Source organism: Streptomyces sp. T12, assembly GCF_028736035.1.
Taxonomy (GTDB): Bacteria; Actinomycetota; Actinomycetes; order Streptomycetales; family Streptomycetaceae; genus Streptomyces.
In genome coordinates this window covers 11,242,129-11,261,037 of sequence record NZ_CP117866.1, presented here as the reverse complement: position 1 = coordinate 11,261,037, position 18,909 = coordinate 11,242,129, and the positions used below count along the sequence as shown (strand labels likewise).

The 18,909-nt window shown below is 68.2% G+C and carries 19 protein-coding genes; 9 read left to right on the top strand and 10 right to left on the bottom strand.

Annotation, left to right across the window (positions count from 1 at the left end; all coding sequences use genetic code 11):
- Positions 1-202: 202 nt before the first annotated feature.
- From PBV52_RS50390 to PBV52_RS50380, 3 genes are read left to right on the top strand one after another with little or no spacing between them, the layout of a single operon-like run.
- On the top strand, positions 203-1,177 hold the full coding sequence (locus PBV52_RS50390; protein WP_274249083.1) for an enoyl-CoA hydratase/isomerase family protein: 975 nt from the start codon (positions 203-205) through the stop codon (positions 1,175-1,177).
- A 7-nt stretch (positions 1,178-1,184) separates the two neighbouring features.
- Entirely contained in the window at positions 1,185-2,105 is a 921-nt protein-coding gene (locus PBV52_RS50385) for an alpha/beta hydrolase (RefSeq protein WP_274249081.1), read from the top strand.
- Positions 2,106-2,140: 35 nt separating this feature from the next.
- Positions 2,141-3,607, top strand: a complete 1,467-nt coding sequence (locus PBV52_RS50380; RefSeq protein ID WP_274249079.1) for a class I adenylate-forming enzyme family protein — start codon at positions 2,141-2,143, stop codon at positions 3,605-3,607.
- A gap of 229 nt (positions 3,608-3,836) precedes the next feature.
- On the opposite strand, the gene PBV52_RS50375 is transcribed toward PBV52_RS50380, so the two are convergent.
- Positions 3,837-4,709: an alpha/beta fold hydrolase gene (locus PBV52_RS50375; RefSeq protein WP_274249077.1), complete on the bottom strand. Its 873-nt coding sequence runs from the start codon at positions 4,707-4,709 to the stop codon at positions 3,837-3,839.
- Between the two features lie 65 nt (positions 4,710-4,774).
- Between PBV52_RS50375 and PBV52_RS50370 the strand changes: the two genes are divergently transcribed.
- A complete protein-coding gene (locus tag PBV52_RS50370) occupies positions 4,775-5,380 on the top strand; it encodes an ABATE domain-containing protein (protein ID WP_274249074.1) in 606 nt (201 codons plus the stop codon).
- A 34-nt stretch (positions 5,381-5,414) separates the two neighbouring features.
- Here PBV52_RS50370 and PBV52_RS50365 read toward each other — a convergent pair whose 3' ends face one another.
- A complete protein-coding gene (locus PBV52_RS50365) occupies positions 5,415-5,888 on the bottom strand; it encodes a winged helix-turn-helix transcriptional regulator (RefSeq protein ID WP_373922054.1) in 474 nt (157 codons plus the stop codon).
- A gap of 140 nt (positions 5,889-6,028) precedes the next feature.
- On the opposite strand from PBV52_RS50365, the gene PBV52_RS50360 reads away from it, so the two are divergent.
- A complete protein-coding gene (locus PBV52_RS50360) occupies positions 6,029-7,042 on the top strand; it encodes an NADP-dependent oxidoreductase (protein ID WP_274249070.1) in 1,014 nt (337 codons plus the stop codon).
- Between the two features lie 289 nt (positions 7,043-7,331).
- Positions 7,332-7,934 carry a site-specific integrase gene (locus PBV52_RS50355; RefSeq protein WP_274249068.1) on the top strand — a complete coding sequence of 201 codons (603 nt, stop codon included), beginning with the start codon at positions 7,332-7,334 and terminating at the stop codon, positions 7,932-7,934.
- A 62-nt stretch (positions 7,935-7,996) separates the two neighbouring features.
- On the opposite strand, the gene PBV52_RS50350 is transcribed toward PBV52_RS50355, so the two are convergent.
- From PBV52_RS50350 to PBV52_RS50325, 6 genes are all read right to left on the bottom strand, one after another.
- Positions 7,997-8,413 (bottom strand): hypothetical protein, encoded by a 417-nt coding sequence (locus PBV52_RS50350; RefSeq protein ID WP_274249067.1) that lies wholly within the window; start codon positions 8,411-8,413, stop codon positions 7,997-7,999.
- A 169-nt stretch (positions 8,414-8,582) separates the two neighbouring features.
- A complete protein-coding gene (gene moaA / locus PBV52_RS50345; protein WP_274249065.1) occupies positions 8,583-9,572 on the bottom strand; it encodes a GTP 3',8-cyclase MoaA in 990 nt (329 codons plus the stop codon).
- Positions 9,573-9,575: 3 nt separating this feature from the next.
- Positions 9,576-9,890 (bottom strand): ferredoxin, encoded by a 315-nt coding sequence (gene fdxA / locus PBV52_RS50340; RefSeq protein ID WP_274249063.1) that lies wholly within the window; start codon positions 9,888-9,890, stop codon positions 9,576-9,578.
- 436 nt (positions 9,891-10,326) lie between these two features.
- A complete protein-coding gene (locus PBV52_RS50335; RefSeq protein ID WP_274249061.1) occupies positions 10,327-12,576 on the bottom strand; it encodes a molybdopterin-dependent oxidoreductase in 2,250 nt (749 codons plus the stop codon).
- A 92-nt stretch (positions 12,577-12,668) separates the two neighbouring features.
- Positions 12,669-13,340, bottom strand: a complete 672-nt coding sequence (locus PBV52_RS50330; RefSeq protein WP_274249059.1) for an enoyl-CoA hydratase-related protein — start codon at positions 13,338-13,340, stop codon at positions 12,669-12,671.
- Between the two features lie 44 nt (positions 13,341-13,384).
- Positions 13,385-13,999: a TetR/AcrR family transcriptional regulator gene (locus PBV52_RS50325; RefSeq protein ID WP_274249056.1), complete on the bottom strand. Its 615-nt coding sequence runs from the start codon at positions 13,997-13,999 to the stop codon at positions 13,385-13,387.
- Positions 14,000-14,458: 459 nt separating this feature from the next.
- Between PBV52_RS50325 and PBV52_RS50320 the strand changes: the two genes are divergently transcribed.
- The 3 genes from PBV52_RS50320 (at position 14,459) to PBV52_RS50310 (ending at position 16,757) form a co-directional block, all read left to right on the top strand.
- Positions 14,459-15,169 (top strand): SDR family oxidoreductase, encoded by a 711-nt coding sequence (locus PBV52_RS50320; RefSeq protein ID WP_274249054.1) that lies wholly within the window; start codon positions 14,459-14,461, stop codon positions 15,167-15,169.
- Between the two features lie 81 nt (positions 15,170-15,250).
- The gene (locus tag PBV52_RS50315; RefSeq protein ID WP_274249052.1) at positions 15,251-16,258 is read left to right on the top strand and encodes a hypothetical protein; all 1,008 of its coding nucleotides are present in this window, start codon (positions 15,251-15,253) and stop codon (positions 16,256-16,258) included.
- Positions 16,259-16,358: 100 nt separating this feature from the next.
- Complete coding sequence (locus PBV52_RS50310; RefSeq protein WP_274249050.1) at positions 16,359-16,757, top strand: MerR family transcriptional regulator; 399 nt, start codon at positions 16,359-16,361, stop codon at positions 16,755-16,757.
- Between the two features lie 215 nt (positions 16,758-16,972).
- Here PBV52_RS50310 and PBV52_RS50305 read toward each other — a convergent pair whose 3' ends face one another.
- Together PBV52_RS50305 and PBV52_RS50300 are read right to left on the bottom strand one after the other, a co-directional pair.
- Positions 16,973-17,905, bottom strand: coding sequence for an NADP-dependent oxidoreductase (locus PBV52_RS50305; protein ID WP_274249048.1), 933 nt, complete (start codon positions 17,903-17,905; stop codon positions 16,973-16,975).
- A 335-nt stretch (positions 17,906-18,240) separates the two neighbouring features.
- Positions 18,241-18,756, bottom strand: a complete 516-nt coding sequence (locus PBV52_RS50300) for a DUF6262 family protein (RefSeq protein WP_274249046.1) — start codon at positions 18,754-18,756, stop codon at positions 18,241-18,243.
- Positions 18,757-18,909 lie beyond the last annotated feature (153 nt).

The following is an 18,909-nucleotide window of genomic DNA, read 5'->3' as shown; positions in this document are numbered from 1 at the left end:
GCCTCCACCATTGACACTCTTGAAATAACTTGGTTATGTAACTCGTCACGGCAATAGTACACATCTCGAGTGACGTGCCGTTTCGGACACGGGCGCGCCTCCCCGGACGGGCTTTCACGCACTGTCCCAGATTCCTGGCGCCGGCAGCCCCTCCCTCACTCGCTTTGCACTCCCCCATGAACTCAGCACGGGAGCAGAATCCATGCCATACAAAGACAAGGGTCATCTGGAGATCGAGGACCGCGGAGCCGTCCTTGTCGTCCGGGTCGACGGCGGCCCGCACCAGTTGTTCGGCCTCGATATCGCCCAGCAGCTGGACAAGCTGGTGAACCGGGTCGACCGCGATCCGAGCATCCGTGCCGTCGTCTTCACCGGGGCACATCCCGAGCGGTTCGTCAGCCATGCCGCGGTCCGGTGGCTGCAGGAAGAGGGCGCCGCGAGCCCGACGGTCGGCCGGCGCGGTGCCGCCGCCGTCGTACGCATGGCCAAGCACGTGGACCGGTCCCGTCTCCTCGGGCCCGTGATGCGCAGGACCCCGATGCGCGGGGCCCTCCAGCTGGAGCGTCTGCACACGACCTTCCTCCGGATGAACGCCAGCGGTGTCCTCTTCGTCGCCGCCCTCAACGGTTCGGCTCTCGGCCTCGGCGCCGAGTTCGCCTGGGCATGCGATCTGCGGGTCATGGCCGACGGGGACTTCTTCATCGGCCAGCCCGAAATCCTCCTCGGCATCATTCCGGGCGGAGGCGGCACCCAGCGGCTGACCCGCCTGATCGGCACCCACCGGTCCTTGGCCGCGATCCTCGAAGGCAAGCCGTTCACGCCTGCGGAGGCGCTCGCCAACGGGGCGGTCGACAAGGTCGTACCCCAGGACAAGGTCGTCGCGCAGGCGGTCGAACTCGCGGAGCACTTCGGCCGGCGGTCGAAGGGGTCGGTCGCGGCCGCCAAGAGGTCGGTGTACTTCGGCGGCTCGATGCCCCTGGAGGACGGACTCCACGTCGAACGCGCCGAGTTCTTCACCAGAGTCATGTCGAAGGACGGCCAGGAACTGATGCTCGACTACATGAAGACGACAGACGCCACCGGCGAGCTCCCGCTCTACAACCCGGACACCTACGCCCAGGCGCTTGCCTCGGGCAGCGTGCCCGGGCACCGCTCGACGAAGACGACGCGGCGGTGAGCAGACGATGACCACTGCGCACTCGTTCACCCGCCACGACATCACCTTCCCCTCCGGCGACAGCACCTGTGCCGGATGGCTCTACCTCCCGACCGGCGTCACCTCCCCGCCCGTCGTCATCCTCGGGCACGGCCTGGGCGCCACCCGCGAGATGCGCCTGGACGCCTTCGCCGAGCGTTTCGCTCAGGCCGGCATCGCCGCCGTGGCCTTCACCTACCGGCACTTCGGCGACAGCGGCGGCCACCCGCGCCAACTCCTGTCGATCAAGCGTCAACTCGCCGACTGGGACGCCGCCATCGCCTACGTCAAGGCCCGCCCTGACATCGACCGCTCCCGCATCGCGGTGTGGGGCAGCTCCTTCGGCGGAGGCCACGCCATCACCGTCGCCTCTCGGCATCCCGAACTGCGCGCGGCCGTGTCCCAGTGCCCGTTCACCGATGGTCTCGCCTCCGCGCTCGCGCTCGGCCCGGGCGCCTCGCTCAGGATGACCCCCGTGCTCGCCCGGGACATGGCGGCCAGAGTGCGCGGCAAGGCACCGGCGATGGTTCCCATCGCCTCCGCCCCCGGTTCGCCGGCCCTCATGAACGCTCCGGACGCCCTGCCCGGATATCAGGCGCTGCAACCGGCGGGGACGACGTTCCGCAACGAGGTGGCGGCACGGGTCATTCCGACCATCGCCACCTACCGGCCCGGGCGTGCGGCGAAGAAGGTCGCCATGCCGATCCTCTTCTGCGTCAGCAACACCGACTCCGTCACGCCTCCCGCCCAGACCCTCCGGTACGCGCGCACCGCACCCCGGGGAGAGATCAAGAGGTACGACGCCGGCCACTTCGACTTCTACACCGGCGAGACCTTCGAGGCCCTGGTCCGCGACCAGATCGAGTTCCTCACCCGGCAGTTGCACCCCGCGCCGGCATCGACTCCTTGACCGGATCGCACAACACCGAGATAGGTACGCCCGCCATGAACTTCGCTTCACTGCCCGACCGTCGCGCCGCTCTCGACCCCGATGGGGCAGCGGTCTCGGACGGGCGCCAGTCACTCACCAACACTCAGTTGCTGGACCGCGTCCGTGCGGCAGCGCGTCAGCTCCAGGACCTCGGCATCGGTCCCGGCGATGTCGTGGCCCTCAAGCTGACGAACCGCATCGAGTTCGTGCTGCTGTTGTTCGCCGCCTGGCGGATCGGCGCCACCATCACGCCGGTCAACCCGAGCATGACCGACGTCGAGGTGGACCGACAGGTCAAGGACTCCGGTGCGCGTCTGCTGGTGGTCGAAGACCGCGCGGTGCCCGTCACGGACGGTACTGCCGTACTCGCCGTCGGCGCACTGCACAAGGAAGGGGTGAGGTCGGATCACGCACCGCATGTGGACTCGTCCGCGCTGGCTCTTCTCATCTACACCAGCGGCACCACCGGGGTGCCCAAGGGCGTGATGCTGGATCACGCCAACATCGACGCCATGACGGAGATGGGCCGCTTGTCCCTGGACATCGGGCCCGCCGACCGGTGCCTGCTGATCCTGCCGCTCTTCCACGTCAACGGCATCGTGGTCAGCATTCTCACGCCTCTTCTCGCGGGCGCGAGCGTCGTCATCGCGGGCCGCCGGTTCGACCCACGCAGCTTCTTCGACCTCGTCGAGCAGGAGCGCCCCACCTTCTTCAGCGCCGTGCCGACGATCTACGGCATGCTCGCTGCGCTCCCGGACGACGTGCGGCCCGACACATCGTCGCTGAGGTTCGGAGTCTGTGGCGCCGCACCTGCCTCCGCCGAGTTGCTGAACCGGTTCGAAGCCCGGTACGGGTTCCCTCTTGTCGAGGGGTACGGCCTGTCCGAAGGAACCTGCGGGTCCACCATCAACCCCGTCGCGGGCCCGCGACGTGCCGGCACCGTGGGACTTCCCTTCCCCGGCCAGGAGATTCGGATCGTCGACGCCGAAGGTACCGAGGTGGGGCCGGGCACGGACGGTGAGGTCCTCGTGAAGGGCCCCAACGTCATGCGTGGCTATCTCGGCCGCCCTGAGGAAACGGCCAGAGTCATCGTCGATGGCTGGTTGCACACGGGCGATGTGGGTCACCTCGACGCCGAGGGCTATCTGACCCTGGTCGGGCGCTCGAAGGACATGATCATCCGTGGTGGGGAGAACATCTACCCCAAGGAGATCGAGGACGTCCTCACAGGCGACCCGTCGGTGCTCGAAGCCGCCGTGATCGGCGTACCCGACGTGAAGTGGGGAGAGGTGGTCGTGGCCTACATACAGCCGCGACCAGGCGTGACCGTCGATCTGACTGCGCTGCGGGAGCTCTGTGCGCGCAGCCTCACCGGCTTCAAGCGTCCGACCGGGTTCTTCGTGGTAGAGGCCATAGCGAAGAACGCGGTCGGGAAGATCGACAAAGCCTCCTTGCGCGCTGCCCACGTCGCGGCTTCCTGAGATTCACCGCGCGCCGAGCCTGGATGCCCAGGCAGCGCATATCCGACAGCGCGGCCGCGGGGGACGCTTCGGCGGGTGTCCCGGTCTCGGCCAGGATCTGACTGAGTGGCGGCCCAACCGGAAGCAACTGGGCCGCCCCTCGGTCCGGGAGGCTGCTCGGACGACTTGCCCCGGCCGGCCAGTGAGACTGTGGACCCGCAGGGGCGCCGCTCTCGTCACGGTGGCAGGGTCACCGACTCGCCTCGTCGGCCAGGAACGACCGCAAATGGCCCAGCAGCGCCTCCGGTTGCTCTTCCGGGATGAAGTGGCCGCACTCCGGGATTTCTGCTCCGGTGACGTCGTCCGCGTAGGCGCGCCAGATCTCCAGCGTCGGCAGGCGGGAGGCCAGCCCTGCGGAACCCCAGAGCGCCAGTACCGGCATGGTGAGGCGGCGGCCCTCGGCGGCGTCGATGTCGTCGAGGGCGACGTCCTGCTCCATGGCGCGGTAGTCGTCGAAACTCGCGCGCATGGCACCCGGGCGGGAGAAGGCTCGGACATATCCGTCGACCGCTTCGGGTGTCAGCCCGTGCCGGTTATAGGTCCACCGCTCGAAGAAGTACTCGAGATACCCGCGTATGTCGTGCCCCACGAGCCGCTCGGGAAGGTCAGGCTGCATCTGGAACAGCCAGTGCCAGTACCCGGAGGCGAGCGAGGCGTCCAGCCGGCGGAACATCTCCCGGGTCGGCACGATGTCGAGCACAGCCAGCCGTTCCACCTGCTCGGGGCGGTCCAGCGCCCAGCGGTGCCCCACGCGGGCGCCCCGGTCGTGACCCACGACGGCGGTCGTCTCGAAGCCGAGTGCTTCGACGAGGCCCGCCATGTCGGCGGCCATCCGCCGCTTGTCGTATCCGGTCGAGGGCTTGTCGCTCAGGCCGTAGCCACGCAGGTCGGGTGCCACAACGGTGTGGTCGGCGGCAAGATCCGCCAGCACCGGCTGCCAGCAGTCGGAGGTCTGCGGCCAGCCGTGGAGCAGGACGAGCAGAGGACCGGATCCCGCTCGGAGGTAGTGCAGGCGGACCCCGTCCACCTGCGTCACGCCTGTGGTCACAGTGGGCTGTCCCATGGATGCGCCTCCCGGGCACGAACTAACCCTCTTAGGGGGTTAAACCTAACGTGCAGAATGAAGGCGTGGCAACGGACGACACGTGGATCTGGGACGGCGGGCGGGTCTGTCTGGACTTCACCAACACCCTCCGCCACCGGTGGCGACCCACGCCGGGGGAGACGCTCCGGAACCCGGGCGATCTCGCCCTCTGGCTTCAGCGGGCCGGACTGCTCACACCGGGCATCCCGGATCCCGTGGATGCCGCCGTCCTGACATCGGGCCGACGGCTGCGCGAGGCGGTCGACCGGGCCGTACTCGCGGTCTCCGACGGCCGACTGCCCTCCTCCAGCGACGTCGTGCTGCTCAACGAATCGGCAGCGGAGGCGCCCCGGCCGGCGCCGCAAATCGCCATCAAAGACGGCCACTTGGAGCCCGCCAGCACCACGACCATGGCACCTGATCCCGCGACCGCGCTGGCACTGATCGCCCAGGACGCTGTAGACCTGCTCCTGTCGACCGAGATCCGGCGCGTACGCGTGTGCGGCGCGGACACGTGCGCCCTGCGCTTCCTGGACCGCTCCCCCGCCCACAACCGCCGCTGGTGCTCGATGTCCCGCTGCGGCAACCGCACCAAAGTCCGCCTCCACCAGGCCCGAGCCAGACGGAGTGAGCGCACCCCGGCCGACTGAGCCCACCCGGACTCCCGCCGCCACCGCGCTCAGCTCACTCAGCGGCCTTCATACGGAAAGCGGGGCCGGGGACACTCTCGATGTCCTCCGCATGCACGGCATGACCTCGTTCGCAGCGGATCTGGGCATCGACGGGCGCACCGCATCCGCGGTGTCGCGTCAGCATGGCCGGACCCTCCGGGTCGGCGCGGTATCGGTCACCCCATTGCAGGAGCCCCATCACGGCCGGGACCAGATCCATACCCTTGGGCGTGATCACATACTTCGGCCGACTCCGCGAACCCGGCTCCTTGTAGGTCTCGGTGGCCAGGATCCCTTCCTCCACAAGCATCCGGAGTCGCGCCGCGAGGAGGTTGCGAGGACAGCCGAGGACACGTTCGAACTCGCCGAAGCGGGACGAGCCGTACCAGACCTCGCGCAGGATCAGGATCGTCCACTTCTCACCCACGACCTCGAGGGTCCGGGCGATCGAGCAGTTCGACACGTCCCGGTCGAGTCGGGTGTCCATGCCGGCGTCCTGAAGAGCTTCGGTCCTCGCATCCATGGGGGTGATTCTAACCCGACATGAGTTTACTTTTCTATACTCAGCAAGTAGCGTCATGACCAGCACGCAGGCGACCGAGAAGATCACATGGAAAGGCGGCCGGCATGAAGGCATTTGTCGTCGAGAAGTACGGCAAGGACGGCGTGCGCGCCGCCGAGGTACCCGAGCCCAGCGTCGGTGACCGCGATGTTCTGGTCAGGGTGAGCGCCGCGAGCATCAACCCGCTGGACAAGATGGTCCGTAACGGGGAGTTCAAGCAGCTGTTGAAGTACAAGCCTCCGTTCGTGCTCGGTCATGACGTGGCCGGCGTCGTGACGCGGGTCGGTTCCGCCGTGCGCGGCCTCGAAGTCGGCGACGAGGTCTACGCCCGTCCGCGCGACCTGCGGATCGGAGGCTTCGCGGAGTACATCGCGATCGACATGGACGACGTCGCGCCCAAGCCGGCCTCGCTCACCCCGCAGGAGGCGGCCGCGGTGCCGCTGGTGGCCCTGGCCGCCTGGCAGATCCTCGTAGACCAGGCCCATGTGAAGCCGGGTCAGAAGGTGCTCGTCCACGCCGGTGCCGGCGGTCTCGGATCGACGGTCATCCAGCTCGCCAAACACCTCGGTGCCACCGTGGCGACGACCGCGAGCACTGATTCCGAGAAGCTGGTCCGAAGCCTCGGTGCCGACGTCGTCGTCGACTACACCAAGGAGGACTTCTCCAAGGTGCTGTCCGGCTACGACCTGGTGCTGGACGCCGTGGGCGGGGCGAACCTGGAGAAGTCGCTGACCGTGCTGAAGCCCGGCGGCCTGGCCATCAGCGTCGTGGGCCCGCCGGACGCCGGGTTCGCCAGGCAGCTCGGCGCTCCCGCCTTCCTGGGGCTGGTCATGAACGTGCTCAGTCGCAAGATCCGCAAGCAGGCGAAGGCCCTGGGCGTTCGCTACAAGTTCTTCTTCATGCAGGCCAATGGCTCCCAGTTGCGCGAGCTCGGCGCCCTCTACGACAGCGGGAAGCTCCGCCCGGTCATCGACAGCACCTTCCCGTTCGATCAGACGCTCGAGGCGATGGCGTACGTCGAGCAAGGTCGCACCAAGGCCGGCAAGGTCGTGGTCTCGATGACGCCCGACAGCAACTGAGATCAGGCCGGCCACACGGCATCCTCCTGGCATGATCACGCGGGGCCGACGACGCGACGGCAGGGGCGAGAGATGCTCGCCGCGTCGGGCGGAACAACATCGACGGCTCGCGTGTCGCGACGCTCATGACGGACACGGGAGTTGTCCAACGGCGTCCTCTGCTCCGACCTCGAATCCGAGGGCTGCCGGCGGCCGCGGCAGTCTGCGGAGCCCCGTGCCCCGCGTGCCTTGTTGTCACGTGCCTCTGGTTATGCGCTGTTGAGCGGTCCACGGACTATCGTCCAGCGTCATGTCGATCACCGGTTGGCGAGCGCATTTCACCCGTCGAGACCTGGCATGGCCGCGCGAAAAGACCCCGTTCATGCGGGAATTCAGCTCCCTGTTCGCCGATCTCGGTGAGGGGTTGGACGATCTGGGGGTGCCCGAGGGGCAGCCGTTCCTGATCAGCCCGGCGGGCGTGTACGACGTGGCGCTGAACCGGTATTTCTCGGTGTGGCTGGCGTCGTCGCCGTGGAACACACAGGCCGCCCATGCCCGGGACCTGCGCACGTACTTCGACATCCTGTGGTTCGCGCAAGGCAGGCGGGACTGGCGTGATGCGTCCATGGACGACCGGGCGGCGTTCGAGTGGTGGCGGCGTCGTGATGAGCGTGGACCTCGTTTGGAAGACACGAGTTGGGACCGGGAGGTGTCCACGGTCAACCAGTTCTACCTGTGGGCGATCGAGCAGGACCTCGTCAGGGCCAATCCCATCCGTCAGCGCGCGGCTTCGGTGTGGTCGCCGTGGCGGGGCGGGGCTGGCGGCACGATGGTGCGGCAAGTGCCAGCCGAGACGTCGCACATGGGGCCACGACGCGAGGTGAAGTGGCTCCCGACTTCTCTGGGAGAGTGAGGCTGTAGTAGTGGTGTGCACCTCGGGTTTGTACAGCTCAGCCACTCGTGGTCGAACTCTAGCTAGTGCAACAGCTGTGGTGCTACCGCTGGTTGGGGTGTCGCTGATGGCAACTGAGTGCCGCGACGTTCTGCGTAGGCGCCGGTGTCCTTGAGGTCGACGTCCTTCTCGATGCAGAGCTGCAGGACGACCACGAACTGGCGGGCGTCGTCGAGGTGCCGTTGGAGGAGCGGGTCGATGCTTCCCTCTTGCAGCTGGTCGGCGATCTCTTGCAGGCGGGGCAGGATCGCGGCGCACTGGACCGGTGTCAGGTCGGGGCCATCGTCGTCGGGATGATTGAGGAGTGGTGCCAGGTGGTGGAGACCTCGTTCCAGGGGCGCTGTCCACCGAAGCCGTCCATCTCGTCCGGCCTGCGCCATGGCGCTCAGCGCGGTGAGCGGTCGGGCGAGGCGCTCTCCCAGCGCGTCTGCAAGCGCCACGCGGACAGCGGGGCACGGCATGGCCGCGGAGGATGCGTGGGCCCGCGCCTGATCCCAGGTCACGGCGGACGACTGGTGATGAGTTTCTCGGTGCTCGTGGTGGGGAGCATCGTGCACGTTGAGATCGGCGTGCGTGGAACTGTGCGCCACGAAGGGCGGGGCCAACTGCTCAGCCTCCGATGGCCGACATCGTGCGGGCGGGTTGCTCGAAGGCGTCTCCGTCGATGGCGCCGCCCGCTTGCTTGCCCCACATGGCGGTCCGCCACCGGGTGGCGATTTCCTCGTCCGTGGCGCCTGAGCGCAGGGGGCCGCGTAGGTCGGACTCCTTGCGGGAGAAGAGGCAGGCCCGCACCTGCCCGTCTGCGGTCAGTCGCGTACGGTCGCACGCCTGGCAGAACGGCGCGGTGACGCTGGCGATGACACCGACACGGGCAGGACCGCCGTCGACCAGCCAGGTCTGGGCGGGGGCGCTGCCTCGGATGTCTTGAGGTTGCGGCGTCAACCTGAAGTCTTTGCGGAGGCGCTCGAGGATCTCGTCGGCGGTGATCATGTCGCCCCGCTTCCATGCGCGGTCGCCGTCCAGGGGCATCTGTTCGATGAACCGAAGCTCGTACCCTCTGGCCAGGCACCAGCGCAGAAGTTCGGGTCCTTCATGGTCGTTGATTCCGCGCATGAGTACGGAGTTGACCTTGATCGGGGCGATGCCAGCGGCGTCGGCGGCCGCCAGACCTGCCAGAACGTCAGCATGCCGGTGCCGACGCGTCAGACGGTGAAAGACTTCTGCGTCCAACGTGTCGAGGGACACGTTGATCCGGTCGAGGCCTGCACGACATAGCGGGTCGGCCAGCTTTTCGAGGCCGACGGCGTTGGTGGTGAGGGCGATTTCCGGACGGGGCATTAGATCGGCGACGGCCGCGAGGATGCCCGGCAGCCCTGGGCGCAGCAGGGGTTCGCCGCCGGTGAAGCGGACCTCGCGCACGCCCAGGTGCTCGACAGCGATGCTCACCAGTCGCACCACCTCTTCGTCGGTCAGTACCGACTCGGATCGAAGCCATGCCAGGCCGTCAGCCGGCATGCAGTAGGTGCAGCGAAGGTTGCAGCGGTCGGTCAGTGAGACACGGAGATCGGTCGCCACCCGTCCGTGACTGTCCCGGAGCATCGTTCAGGATCCCATCTCGTCACGCTGGGCGATCAGGGGGTGGTCACGGTCGAGGGGACCATGCTGCGCGGCTCCGCCGGGCGCGGTGTCGAAGACCTCGGCGTTGGCTTTCGTGTACGCCGTCCATTCAGACGGCAGGTCCTCCTCAACGAAGATCGCTTCGACCGGGCAGACGGGCTCGCAGGCGCCGCAGTCGACGCATTCGTCTGGGTTGATGTACAGCGACCGGGGGCCTTCGTAGATGCAGTCGACAGGGCATTCTTCGATGCATGCCTTGTCTTTGACGTCGACGCACGGTTCGGCGATGACATAGGTCATGGATGGCTCCTGAGGCGAGGGAAGCGGGCGGAGAAGGGCTTGGGGTCAGGTCGTGGTCCACGTTTCGCTGCCGACCAGCAGTGCGCCGAGGTTGGCAGGAAGGGTTGAGGGTGCGCGGCGTGCCTGCGCGACGCGTCTGCCGTCGGCCCGCACGCGGCGCACGGCGGCGTTGATCGGACCGTAGGTGGAGCCCCCCAGATCGGCACCTCGTGCCGAGGTCGTCAATCACCTGTCGGCACGCAGTGAAGGCTTCGCCCCGATGGGCACACGCCACGGGAGGCGACCGCAAGGTAGCTCACCACACCAGGTCTCCCAGACAGTGAATCGCCGCCAGAGCGTGCACAGGGGGTCGGCGGTGATCTTTTCGGCAATGTTCCTGGTCAGCGAACCCTTGCGGCGGGGTCCGCGGACGTTTTGGCCTGGCCTGTGTGGAGGGTCAGGCGTGGAGAGCCTCGATGCGGGCGGGCACGTGCTTGTGCCAGGGGACGCCGGCGATGGGGTCGCGCCTGCGCAGGTCGGTGAGGGTGTTGAGGGCGACACCGGTGCGTTCGGTCCCGCCGTCCCCGGTGGGCAGATCGAGACCGAAACCGTTGGGCAGGGCGGCGTGCCCAGCCTGCATGCGGTCGTCGATCTCGACGGTGGCGTTTGCGGTGCCGCGCTCGGTGGTGATCCGGGCGGGTGCCCCGTTGTCGAGACCGAGCTGCTCAGCGTCGTGCGGGCTGATACGCAGGGTGCCGCTCTTGTCGCGAAGGCGCCAGGTGGTGTCGCGAATGATGGTGTTCGCGGTGAACGCGCGCCGCTGTCCGGCGGCCAGGACGATCGGGAACTCCTCGGTGGTGTGCACGGCCGGAGTGGTGTCCAGGTCGGCGTGCAGATCGAGCAGTTCGGGGATGGGAAGCGGGATGCGGTGGCCGGGATGAGGCACGTAGCCCCAGGCGTCGTCATACTCGTCCTCGGTGAAGATGACTCCGGAACGGCCCTTGAGGATCGCTTCGAACAGGGCTTCCGCGTCGGCGTGCCCGGCACGGCGCATGGCCTTGGGGTACTCCTTGGCGATGCGCTGGCAGAGCGCCCACAGCACAGCGGCGGAGCGGGCCCCGTTGGGCAAGGTGGGGCCGAGGGTTTCGTACAGCAGGTAGGGGGCCATCGCGATGGTGCTCTTGTCGACAACAGCCAGGGCGGCGAAAGCAAGTTTGTAGGGGGTGCGGCCGAGGCGGCCCGCGGCGCGGAGCAGGGAGAGGCGACTGCGGGGGACGGCACCGAGTTCCCGGACCAGGCGGGCGTAGATCTCGGGTTCGGTCAGTGTGCCGGGCAGCGGGTCGAGAACGGGGGCACGCAGGTGGAAGGTGTTGTGCGGGAACTCGAAGGTGAAGAAGGTCGCTTCCCACTTCTCGTACTGGGACGCGGCGGGCAGTACGTAGTCGGCCCGGCGCCCGGTCTCGGTCAGCGCGATGTCGATGACGACGACCAGGTCGAGCTTGTCGAGGGCCTTGGCGAAGGCGGCGGAGTCGGCAAGGGAATGCGCCGGGTTGGAGGACTCGATGACCATCGCCCGGAACCGGTCGGGATGGTCGTTGAGGATCTCCTCGGCGATGACGTTGCAGGGCACCAGACCGCCGGGCATCCGCGCGCCGGTGACGGGGGTGCGGCGCGGGCGGGTGCTGTAGCGGCCGAGCGGTGCGACCCATGAGTGCGGCTGCATCGCGCCCTGCTTGGCGAAGTTGCCGGTCAGCAGCCAGATCAGCTTGTTGAGGTAGGAGATGAGGGTGCTGTTGGGGCCCTGCTGAACGCCCAGGTCCTCGTACGTCGAGACACTGGAGGCGGTTGCAACCCGTCGGGCCGTCGTGCGCAGAAGTTCCTCGTCCAGTCCGCATGTGGCGGCACAGTGAGCGACGTCCACAGCCTTCAGCTGCTCGAGTACGGTTGCTGCCTCGGTCGTGTGGGTGTCGAGGAAGGCGTGGTCGACGAGGTTCTCCTGGACCAGGACGCCGAGGATGCCGGACAGGCACCAGGCGTCGGTTCCGGGCCTCAGCTGCAGGTGGATGTCGGCGAGGTCGGCGGTCTCGGTCCGCACCGGATCAATGACGATCATGGTGCGGGCGGGGTCCTTGGCGATGTCCTTGAGCACGGTGCGGGCCCGGGAGACCCCGTGGGTCTGCCAGGGGTTCTTGCCGATGAAGATCGAGACCTCGGCGTTCTCGAAGTCCCCGACGGTGTGACTGCCCGTCAGGTGTGCGTCGACGAAGCTTTCGCCTGTCTTCTCCTGGGCCAGGGGGTTGGAGCGGTAGCGAGCGCCCAGGGCTCCCATCAGGGCGCCGCTGTAAGCGCCGCCGAGGTGATTGCCCTGGCCTCCGCCGCCGTAGAAGAAGATCGACTTGCCGCCGTGGGTGTCGCGCACCGACTTGAGCCGGGCGGAGATCTCGCGTACAGCGGTGTCCCAGTCGATGGGGGTGAAGCTGCCGTCGGTCTCTCGGCGCAGAGGCGTGGTCAGGCGTTCCACACCGTTCTGGTAGTGGTCGAGACGCAGGGCCTTGTTGCAGGTGTAGCCGCTGGTGGCGACGTGTTCCTTGTCGCCACGGATCTTTGCGAAGCGGCGGCCGTCGGTCTGGATCTGGATGCCGCAGTTGTTCTCGCACAGAATGCACGCGGTCTTGTGCCAACTGGCAGTGTCGGCCTGGTCAGTCATGTGATTCCTCCTCGTCAACACCGCCAACGGTGTTGGCGTGGGAGCCCGCTGCCGGGGGCGGGGCGGCGGGTAGGCACGGGCGGACGGTGAGGTCAGCCCATGGGGTTGGTGGTGTCTCGCAGCGTGGCCAGGGCGGGGCCGTACATGCGGGCCTTGATGGTGCCGAGGGTTTCGCCGGCCTTGTTCACCTGTGCCTGGGCGATCTCGATCGCGGTGGAGCGCACGGCGTCCTCGCTGACCGCCTGGTCGACGATGCCGGCGGCCGCGGCATCGGCGCCGCCGTAGCGGCGGGCAGTGAGCATGGCCGCGTGGGCGGTCTGCGGCGCCAGCCGGGACTGGATGAGGGCGGCCATGCCGGGGGTGAAGGGGATGTTGATGTCCGCTTCGGGCAGGCACCAGTAGCCGCGGTCGGCGCGCATCACGCGGAAGTCGTGGGCGAGGGAGAACATCGCGCCGGCGGCGAAGGTGTGCCCCTGCAGTGCGGCCACCGTGATGACCGGCAGCGACAGCATCCGCGCGAACAGTTCGTGGACCGAGACGACGTAGGCGTCGTACTGGTCGCCGTGGGCGAACAGCCAGTCCAGGTCGAGGCCGTTGGAGTAGAACTTGCCGGTGGCGGCGGTGACCAGGGCGCGGGGGCCGTCCGCCTTCTCCACCTCGTCGAGCGCGGCACCGACGGCGGTGAGCCAGTCGGGGTGGATACGGTTCTCACCGTCTCCGAGGTCGAGGACGAAGACGTTGTCGTGGCGGTCGAGCGAGGGCATGGCGACTCCTTCGGGCTGAACTGACGGGGTGAAGTGGCTGCGGGCTATGGCCGGGGCCGCCCGGGTTCCGGGCCGGGGCGGTCGCGCAAGGTGTACCGGAGCAGGTCGTGGATCTCGGCGGCTGCTGCTTCGATCGGGGCGGTGCTCTGCTCGGCCCGGCACATGATCACCGCGCCTTCGACCGCGGCGATGATGAAGGCGCCGAGCCTCCGGCTGCGTTCCTCGGTCAGGCCGTGCCGCAGGAAGAGGGCCGCGAGGGCCTCCTGCCAGCGGGCGAAGACGGCCGCGGCGGAGCGGGCGAGCTGGGGTGCGTCGTCGTTGGTCTCGACGGCCACCGCCACGATCGGGCAGCCGGCCCGGAAGCCGCTCTCGACGAGCCGGTCGCGCCACAGCGCGAAGAACGCGTCGACGGCTTCCACCGGGTCGTCCGCCTGCATGGCGGCGTCGATCAGGCCCGAGATGAAGTCCCCCGCCAGTGCCACCGCCTCGTCGATGAGCTGCGTCCGCCCGCCGGGGAAGTGGTGATACACCGAGCCCCGAGGGGCTCCGCTGTGCGCGAGCACCCGGTCCACGCTGGTCGCGCTTGCCCCGTACTCACGCAGCAGAGCGGCAGCGCTGAGGATCATCCGGTCACGGCTGTCACTCCTGCGCGGGCTCATCCGCCCACCACCCTTCCGAAGGCGACGTGGCCCGCCAGGCGGGCTACCTGTCGGTAACTTTTGGGGTATGGCATAGAACATGCAAGAGGGATCTGGCGACGGGTCGGTCGTTCCTGTCGCTGCAGTTGCTGCCGCACGTCCCGGAAGTCGGGCGCGCCTGTCGAGACATCACTCCAGCCGCATCGAACACGGACGTGCTCATCTCGGGATCGTCCAGTTCCGCCGCCTGGGGATGACCGGCCGGCTCTGAGGCCACTGGGTCCGGCTCCAGTCCGGTGTCGTCGGTCGCCCGCCCACCCGCGTGGATGCCACCGCGAGGCAGCGATGTCTGTCTGCTTGCGGAGTCTCACCCCGGAAGGACTTGCACCTGACGTTAGCGTGAGGTTCTAGCGTGGGCGATGTAAGGGCTCTCCCGGGCGCCCCCGACGACGCATTCCTACGAGAAGGACTCTCCCCCACATGCAGATCGCCAATTCCGTCGCCCTCGTCACTGGTGCGAACCGCGGCCTCGGCCATCACTTCGTCACACAACTGCTGGAGCGGGGGGCTGCCAAGGTGTACGCCACCGCACGCAACCCCGAGAGCGTCACCCTGCCGGGAGCGGAGGTGCTCGCGCTCGACATCACCGACCCGGCCTCAGTGGCGGCTGCGGCGGCAGCCGCCACGGACGTGACGCTGCTGGTGAACAATGCCGGCATCAACACCATGAACGATCTGGTCAACGGGGATCCGGACCAGATCGAACTGGAGATGAACACCGCCTTTTACGGGCCGTTGCGCATGATCCGGGCCTTCGCTCCGATCCTGAAGGCGGGTGACGGCGGGGCGATCGTCAACGTCCTGTCGGCGGCCTCCTGGTTCCCTTCCGAGCACTGGGGCGCCTACCACGCGGCCAAAGCCGCCGCCTGGAGCCTGACCAACAGTGTCCGCCTCGAACTCTCCGCACAGAGCACCTTGGTCACCGGTGTGTATCTGGGGCCGACCGACACCGACCTGGCCCGGGGGCTGTCGTTCCCGTTCAAGCTGAACGACCCCGCCGACGTCATCAGGGCCGCGCTCGACGGAGTTGAGGCAGGGCAGTCCGAAGTCCTGGCCGACGCCCTCTCCGCTCAGTTCAAGGCGAACCTCGCTCTCGACCCCGCCACGATCTACACGCCGACCACGACCTGACCACCAACTGGCGCGCCCCCGGGGGTGCGACGCCACGAACCGGCGCCCGCCCTCTGCCCACAGAACGAGAGAAGATATGTCATGGACACCTCCAATACTTCGTCCAAGCCCAAAGCGCTGATCGTCATCCCGTCGGCCGCTGTTCTGCCGCTCGCCGAGCCGGCGGGCCACCCCGGCGTTTCCACCGGGTTCTATCTGGTCGAGATGGCGCAGGTCCTCAGGGAATTCGGCGACGACTACGAGTTCACCTTCGCCACCCCCGGCGGACTCGTTCCGCAGCTGGAGATCAACGGCCTGGGCCTGCCGATGCACGCCGGTGCCAGGTCCGGCGCCGCAATGGTCTCGGCCACCGCGGCACAGGCGTTCCGCTTCGATGTCGACACCTTCCGCGCCAAGCGGCCGGAACTCGTCGCCCGCCGGGACAGCGAACTCGCCCTGGCTCGCCACCACCTGGGCCGCCTGCCCGTCTCCGAAGCGCTGCCCAACAGCGACAAGGAGGTCGTGGTGCTGCGTGACGAGCTGATCAAGTCGATGCAGGACCTGCCGGAGCACACCTACCTGTCCCTCGAGCAGCTCGTTCGCCGGCACCGTGACGCCGAGGACGCCTTCGACCTGGGCGGGTTCGACTTCGCGCACATGCCCGGCGGTCACGCTCCCATGGTCGACTTCGTCGACAATCCCTGGCTCGGCGAACTCCTGCACACCCTGCGGGAGAACCATGTGCTGATCTCACTGATCTGCCACGCCCCCATCGCCATGGCCTCGGCCAAGTACCGGGTGGGCCCCGACGGCACCGTCGTCACCGACCCCGACCACGCCTTCAAGGGCGCCCGCGTGACCACGGTCGCCAAGTCCACCGAACTCTTCGTCCTCAGCGGCGGCTACCTCAAGATCCCCGGCAAGAAGGTACGGATGGGCTACTTCATCGACGAAGCCCTCAAGGACGCCGGCTACCAGGTGCAGACGACCACCAACCCGGCCGCCGTCAAGATCGTCTGGGAGGAAGGCGTCCGCTTGCTCACCAGCAACGGCCCCCACGCCATCGACGAGCACACCGCGCGCCTGCGCACCCTCCTGGCCCGCCGCTGACCCTCCCTCTCCGGTCCAGAGCGTCGACATCAGTTACGCTCAAACCTCACGCTGACGTCAGATGCAGCTCTGGTGGGACACGCAACAGCAAGGAGCAGCCATGCGGATCGGAGAGGTCGCCGAACAGGCGGGAGTGAGCGTTCGGGCGCTGCGCTACTACGAGGAGCAGCGGCTGCTCGGCCCCACTCGTACCGCCGGGGGACAGCGGGAGTACCAGGACGGCTCGGTCGAGCGGGTCAGGATGATCCAGCAGCTGTACGCCGCGGGCCTGTCGAGCAGGCTCGTCCGCGAGGTCCTGCCGCGGTGTATGAACGAGGGCCCCTCGCCCGTCGGGTTCACCGACAGCCTCATCACCGAACGTGCCCGCATCGACCGTCAGATCAACGATCTGACGGCAGTACGCGCCCGCCTCGACGAGATCATCGCTGTGGCAACAGACCCGCACCACCCGCATCACCGCCACCCCATACGCGCCGGTGTCGCCGCCGGTAACGCCTAATTCGATACCCAGTACCGCCTGAATCGGCCTGCCGCACCCTGCTCACAAGCAGGGTGCGGCAGGCCGATTCACCGGCGGACCTCACCGTGTCCGCCGGGTCGTACGAGCCGGCGCCTCGTCCGCCACGGCACGGGCCCACCACGGACGGCGCGGCCGACCGGGGTGCAGAACTGCGCCCCGGTCGGCCGTGTCACAGGAGTAGAGAGGGTGCGTGCTCACTCCATGGTGAGGACGACACGCCCCTGGAGCCCGCCCTTGATCATGCGCGCGTGAGCCTGCGCGGCTTCCTGCAGCGGGTAGGTCTCGGCCACGCGCAGCGCCAGGTCTCCCGCTGCGGCCAGATCGGACAGCGTCGTGAGCATCGCTGCGTCCGGGCCGACCTGCGTCAGCAGCACCCGGATGCCCCGCTCGGTCTGGGGCAAGGCGTCAAGCCGTGTGGTCACGAACCTGCCGCCGTCCGCCACCGCGCCGATGACGGCCTGCCCCAGCCTGGCCGTGTCCAGCACGGCGTCAACCCCTTCGGGACGCACCGTGCGGACGTCCTCGGCCGGCGTCTGCGACGCCGGCACGTACACATCGGCGCCTGCCACCTTGGTCGCGAACTCGCCGTCGGGCGAGCGGTCAGTCGCGATGACCACAGCTCCCCGACGCTTGGCCAGCTGCACCGCGTAGCCGCCGACCGCCCCCTCCGCACCGGTGATGAGCACGGTCTGGCCCGCCTGGATGCCGAGCAGTTCGACGGACTGGGCCGCGGTCAGACCGTTGAGAGGGATGGTGGCAGCGTGGACGGGGTCGACACCCGCAGGCGCCTCGGCAATCGCCTGGGAAGGAACCACGATGTACTCGGCCTGCCCCCGGTTCAGCCCCAGGGGCAGGCCGTGACTGAACGCGATGACGCTCTGCCCGGCCGTCCAGTGGCTACCCGGCCCGACGGCGTCGACAACGCCGGCGACATCCCAGCCGAGACCATAGGCGGCCCCCTCCGGCGGAGCGGGGAAGACCCCGCCCCAGGCCGCCGCATCGGCCGGATTGAGTGCGGCCGCCTGAACCTTGATGCGAATCTCGCGCAGGCCCGGAACGGGCTTGTCGACCTCAGCGACCTCGACAACGTCCGGGCCGCCGAGCGAACGGTAGACAGCTGCGCGCATGAGAACTCCATGTATCGGTCGCACCTGCTCACAGCAGACACGGAAGATCATTGACGTAGGGAGGCGATGTCCGCAGCGAGCTGCGGAGCGCCAACAGCAGCCACGCTAAAACCTGACGCCAACGTCAGGTGCAAGTCGGGGAGCGTTCGGCAAAAGGCCGAGCACGCCGAGCTGGTTCTCCCACATGGTCCAAGCCCTCGGTCGAGTAGAGCGGGGTGTAGGGACGACACGCCGGACTTGCAGGGAATCAGCGGCAGACGTCGCGCCGGTTTCCGGGTGAGCGGCGGGTCACAGAAGCGGGCACTGAGCTAGGGCGCCGGAGCCGGTAGATGGCGTCAGCGGGCCTGGTTCAGTGCCCGGGTCAGTTCCCGGTTAGCCGCTCGCGCCGCATCGAGTTCCTCGGTCCGCTCATCGAGCTGGCCCCTTATGTCGGCCAGGTCTTGTTCGAGCAACGTGATGCGACGCTGAAGCTGGTCGATGTCGGCGGACGCTCCAAGGCCGGATTCCTGCCATGCGCTTTCACCGAGGCTCTCGGAGAGACGCCTCTCCAGCTGCCGGACCCGGACTGCCAGCCGCCTGTTTCGCTCCAGCGCGTTGGTCAGGTCTGCCCGCAGCGAGGCCCGGCTGACGGTCGCAATCCGGCCTTCTTCTGGTGGGGCGGCTGCGGCGGCGTGGACGCGTTCGAGGAGGTCGCGGTGCCGGTAGAGGTAGGTGCGGTCCACTCGTGCCGCGCGGGCCAGGCCGGAGACCGTGATGTCCTGGTCGCTTCGCAGCAGGACATCGAGGGCTTTGAGAACGCGTTCGCGGCGGCGGGCCGAGTCGGCCCGCCGCCCGTCGGTCATGCTGGTCATTCGGTTCTCTCCGGGCGAAGGTCGGGCAGGGCTGGCGGACGCGCGGCATGCCCAGGGAGACACCGCGGCTGCGGCGGACCAGTGCGACTGCCTCGCGAATCTGGGCCCGGTCCTCGTCGGTGAGCTCATCGAGGTCCTGGCGCACCCGCTGAA